The sequence below is a fragment of the Atribacter sp. genome, assembly GCF_035418125.1.
Taxonomy (GTDB): Bacteria; Atribacterota; Atribacteria; order Atribacterales; family Atribacteraceae; genus Atribacter; species Atribacter allofermentans.
The window spans coordinates 1-4119 of record NZ_DAOLQM010000199.1 but is presented as its reverse complement, the minus strand read 5'-3'; the positions used below and the strand labels follow the sequence as shown (position 1 = coordinate 4119).

General features: G+C 41.4%; 4 protein-coding genes and 1 other annotated feature. All 4 genes read right to left on the bottom strand.

Annotated elements, in window-relative coordinates:
- The coding region (locus tag PLK24_RS09080) for a pyridoxal-phosphate dependent enzyme (protein WP_324478386.1) at window positions 1-599 on the bottom strand (599 nt) is incomplete at its 3' end.
- Between the two features lie 72 nt (window positions 600-671).
- Window positions 672-928 (bottom strand) — a binding site (T-box leader).
- A gap of 498 nt (window positions 929-1426) precedes the next feature.
- The gene (locus tag PLK24_RS09075; RefSeq protein ID WP_324478384.1) at window positions 1427-2842 is read right to left on the bottom strand and encodes an FAD-binding oxidoreductase; all 1416 of its coding nucleotides are present in this window, start codon (window positions 2840-2842) and stop codon (window positions 1427-1429) included.
- Window positions 2839-3825, bottom strand: coding sequence for an electron transfer flavoprotein subunit alpha/FixB family protein (locus PLK24_RS09070; protein WP_324478382.1), 987 nt, complete (start codon window positions 3823-3825; stop codon window positions 2839-2841). Before PLK24_RS09070 ends, PLK24_RS09075 begins: the two co-directional genes overlap by 4 nt.
- The coding region (locus PLK24_RS09065; RefSeq protein WP_324478380.1) for a hypothetical protein at window positions 3826-4119 on the bottom strand (294 nt) is incomplete at its 5' end.

Here is a 4119-nt window from a genome sequence, read left to right as displayed (position 1 = left end):
ACTATACGAGGATAGGGATCCGGACCCACTACCGATCCGATGACATAGTGGGTATTATCTACATTCTGAACCCAATCTCGCATCGCCTCATTAATCGCATCTTTTAAGGTTTGAGTACCAGACTTAACCGGTATAACTTCAGTTCCTAAAATTTGCATTCGATAGACGTTGAGTTTTTGTCTTTCCACATCAACGGCTCCCATGTACACTTGACATTCCATTCCAAGAAGGGCACAGACAGTGGCAGTTGCCACTCCATGCTGACCTGCCCCAGTTTCAGCAATGATTCTTTTCTTTCCCATCTTTTTTGCCAACAATACTTGTCCCAGAGTATTGTTAATTTTGTGGGAACCAGTATGATTGAGGTCTTCCCGTTTCAGATATACTTTTCGTCCCTGACAACGCTCACTTAGCCTTGAGGCGTAATACAGCGGTGAAGGACGTCCGGAATAACGGTATAGATAATATCCAAGTTCCTCGTGAAATGATCGATCATTAGAATAATATTCATATGATTCTTCTAACTCATTCAAGGGATACATGAGAATTTCTGGGACAAACCGTCCTCCGAATTCTCCCATAAATCCTTTGGTATACATGGCTCTCACTCACTTTCTCTTTGGAATTATATTGGTCTTCCAGTACATCATCAGCAATAAAAAAAGCCCTCGTCAAGAGACGAGGGCTTTCACTCGCGGTACCACTCTTATTAATGGCAATTACTGCCATTCACTCTCTCAGGTACGGGATTACTCCGATACCCGCCTTTCTTTAAAGGGAAAGTCCCTTCTCACCCTACTCGCATTGGCTTTCGTAGAGCCGCTCCAAGGCCCATTCACTTCTGTTGCAACACCAGGCTCCCACCCTTTATCCTGGCTCTCTCTGGATGCATGATTCAGAAGCTACTCTTCCTTTTCTCAGCGTTTATTTATTCTCGAATGTGAATATTTGACCATATGATTTGCCTTTTGTCAATACTATATTGAAAATACCATCTAATGGTTTCCCCCATTGAGGAGGATTAGGGGGGTGTACCTTTCATCCGGTCATCCTGAGCGGTGCTTTTCCGCGTGAGGATCTCTTCTGACACCACACTCGTCATCCTGAGCCCTCGTTTTTTGAAGCCATGAGGATCTCTTCTGACACCACACTCGTCATCCTGAGCCCTCGTTTTTTGAGGGCGTGAGGATCTCATCTTTTAGGTTCTTTCTTCATAAATACTTTAAAGGATGAAATTCTCACGTCGCATAAGACGCTCCTCAGAATGACTCATTGAGTAAATGAGATTACCACGTCGCTGCGCTCCTCACGATGACGGAACAGTAAAAATTCAAATCCCCCTTTATCCCTTTTTACTAAAAGGGGAGATTGGTTCCTTAATAGGTATTGTCATCCTCAGTTGGTGCCGCGAAGTGACATGGGTGGCTTATTCTGAATCAGGAAATATTTTCCCAGGATTGAGAATTCCTTTTGGATCAAAAGCTTTTTTAATATTTCTCATCAAGTTTATTTCTTCTAGTGAATAAAATTGTGAGAGATAGTTTTTTCTTTTCAATCCAACTCCATGCTCTCCACTTAACACCCCTCCCAATTCCTTTACCTTTCCATAAAACGTTTTGCGGATAACTGGTTCGTCTTTCCTCCAGTCTTTTTTTCGTTTTGGCGCTAAAGTCACATGTAAATTCCCATCTCCAATATGACCATACACCGGGGAAAATAAATGATACTGTTGGCTCAATTTTTCAACAATAAGCAGAAGGTCTCCGATTTTCTGGATTGGAAGTGATATATCTTCGTTCATTTCCACAGGAAGAGCAAGGTGAATGGCTTCTGGCACGGCTCGTCTCATCTTCCAGATTTCTTCAATTAAAACCGAGTTATCAGCCATGTAGACTTCTTTTGCTCCCATATCAAATAACCGATTCCCTATTTTTTCTGAGAGCGAAAACACTCTATCTTCATCATCACCATCTATCTCAACCAAGATATGAGACTTCGCTTCCGGGAATGGATAAGAACGGTTGCAATAATTATAGGTAAAATCCAGGCTTTCATGATTCATGAATTCTAATGATGTGGGCACCACTGCCATTTCTTTCAGCAAAATGACTGGTAGTCGTAAAGCTTGATTCACATCATCAAAAGGGGCCAGCAAAACAATTCTTTCCCTGGGAAGGGGAATGACTTTAAGATAGATTTTGGTAATGATTCCGAGAGTTCCCTCCGATCCCACCATAAGATGAACGATATCGTAAGCGGAAACATCTTTATAAATTTTCCCTCCGAAATGAACTAAATCTCCCGATGCAGTAACAAACTCCACTCCCCGAACATAATGACCGGTAACACCATACTTAACTGCCTTGCCCCCTCCAGCATTTTCAGCAACATTTCCTCCTATCTGACAGGTTTCCAGACTCATCGGATAGCCGGCGTAAAAAAGACCATAGCTTTTTAATTGACGGTTAATGTCGTTGGTTATGACTCCTGGTTCGACAACCACGATTAGATTTTCAATATCGATTTCTAAAATCCGGTTCATTCTCTCCAAAGACAACACAACACCACCATAGGCTGGAATTGACCCACCCGAAAGACCACTGCCCGCTCCCCGCGGGGTTATCGCTATATTTTTTTCAAAACAATATCGGGTTATAAGCTGGATTTCCTTATTGGTGGTTGGTTTTATAACCACTTCGGGTAATAATCGCAGAGTTTCATCGGGAGTCTCATCCTTTGAGTAATTCTTAAGGACTTCTGGATCTCCAGATACGAATTGCTCTCCAATAATTGTTTTAAAATATTGAATATCCTGATCATTGATTGGTTTGAATTGATTCATTTATTTTTCCTCTGTTTTAAAATTCGAATGACCTGAGGGAGGATTTCTAATACATCTCCAACAATACCAAAGTCGGCGAGATGAAAGATTTGCGCTTCTGGGTCCCGATTGATAGCTATGATATAACGAGACGTTTGCATTCCAGCTAAATGCTGAATCGCTCCTGATATTCCAAGAGCAATATAAAATTCAGGTGATACAGTTTTTCCGCTCAAACCTACTTGATGAGGAAAAGAGGTCCATCCTTGCTCTACCGCCACTCGACTTCCACCCACACAACCATTTAAATATTGTGCTAATTCTTCAAGGAGAAAAAAGTTTTTGGCATTTTTTAATCCCCGACCGCCACTGCATAGGATTTTTGCTTTGGTTATATCAAGATTATGATTTCCTTCGATAAATTCATTTTTTAAGAAACCACTGGAGTAGGTTGAATTATCCTCCTCGATCACAAGAGCTGAATCAGGGAATTCACTCTGAACTGGCTTAAAAGTATTGGGACGAACTGTTGCCATTTGGGGGAAGGTTCTGGTTTTTATAGTTGCCATAATGTTTCCACCAATAGCCGGTCGAATTTGCAACAGAGCCCCGTCTTTAGAGTCGATATCAAAACCAGTACAATCAGCGGTTAAGCCAGTATGGAGTTTAGCTGCCAGATAGGGCATGAGAGTGGTTCCTTGGGTGGTAGCTGCTGCTAAAATGATGGTAGGTTTGAATTTTTGTATGATATTTATGATGAATTGTGTTGACTGGTGAAAGGCTAACTCATCAAATATGGGATTTTTAATCCCGTAAACATAATTTGCTCCAAACTGAAGTGGACTTTGCAATTCTTCTATATTGAATTCGCTTGATCCAAAAAAAACGCCAACCTTTTCCACTCCTTTACTACGAAGCTGTTGAGCTGCTCCTAATATCTCAAAAGTAGTCGGATCGACTTTACCCCGACGAATTTCACCTATGATCAGTAAATGGTGATTCATTTACCAAGCTCCTCGATCAATTAAAAACTGAACCAATTGATCTGCCATGATAGTCGGATCCATATCTTTTAAAATCTTTCCTCTTCGTTCAATTTTAAAGTTTTCGACTTTTACGACTCGGGTAGGCGAACCAGATAATCCTACCGAATCTACTGAAATACCCAGAGAATGAGCATTGAATTTTTGTATTTCTTGTTGCCGGGCGGATATTTTCCCCCTCAGGGTAGGAAATCGGGGGACATTCATCCCTTTGGTAACGGTAATCAAAAAAGGAGGAGGTAGCGTGATTCTTTG